Below are 1029 nucleotides of genomic sequence, written 5' to 3'. Positions count from 1 at the left end.
GAGGTCTAATGTCCCTACTAGAGAAAATACAATGGTATTGGGATGCTGATTTTAAAAAAAGATTATAAATCCATATATAGTAATAATTATAATACAATTTGTGGATTTTCCAGGGAGGTAATAAAATGAAAGTAATAAGGTATGATTTGTTAATTTATTTTGTTGTTGGAGCTATGATTGGTTACTATTGTACAGTGTTCTAACAAGTGAGAATAAAAGGTAAATTATCCAATCGAATTTTATAAATAATTATTGCTTAACATTAAGAATTATATAGCCATCATGGAAACACCACTCAATATTTAGATGCATTTCTGTATTTAACATACATTATTAAACCTATTAGATGAAATTAATTATGACTAAAAAAAACCGCGTTATTCTCGTTCATGGTTTGAATCAAGCGCCCTTTATTATGCGACCATTGGCAAAGCGCCTTCAAGCCAAAGGTTATGATACACATCAATACGGCTATCGCAGTAGGCATGATGGTTTGAAAGTTAATAGCGCACGTTTAGATACTTGGCTCAAGGCCAATCATATTCCTGAGCAGCCCATAGATTTGATAGGTCATAGCTTAGGTGGATTAGTTATCAGAGACTTCGTAGCGACTTATCCGCAGTGGCAGATTGGTCGTTGTGTGACTTTAGGTACGCCCCATAACGGTAGTGTTTGGGCGGATTATATTTGGCGATTTATGCCTGCTATAGTGGGACGCTCGTATATAGATGCTTTAGATGGAACTGTTGCGCCTTTGCCAAAAGATATTAAAATTGGGGTCATTGCTGGCGACAAAACTCAAGGTTTAGGTCAAACACTTTTGAGCTATCATAATCGCAAGTTGCGTAAAGCTGATATCGCATTGACTAATAAAGATTTGGCTCATGATGGGACGGTATATGTGACAGAGACCAAGCTTGCTAGCGCTACTGATCATATTATTATGCCTGTCACTCATACGGGTATGCTGATCAAAAAAAACGTCGCTGCTCAAGCGATTTATTTTTTGGAGAATGGAAATTTTAGAAG

Annotated in this window: 1 protein-coding gene; it reads left to right on the top strand. The window is 36.3% G+C overall.

The features are described from left to right. Nucleotides 1–358: 358 nt before the first annotated feature. On the top strand, nt 359–1029 hold a 671-nt coding region (locus ACT3TU_RS14190), incomplete at its 3' end, for an esterase/lipase family protein (RefSeq protein WP_444784530.1).

The organism is Psychrobacter sp. AOP3-A1-26, assembly GCF_052378235.1.
In the GTDB taxonomy this organism is placed as follows: Bacteria; Pseudomonadota; Gammaproteobacteria; order Pseudomonadales; family Moraxellaceae; genus Psychrobacter.
Note: the sequence above shows the minus strand (reverse complement) of the source record. Positions and strands in the feature narration are given on the sequence as shown.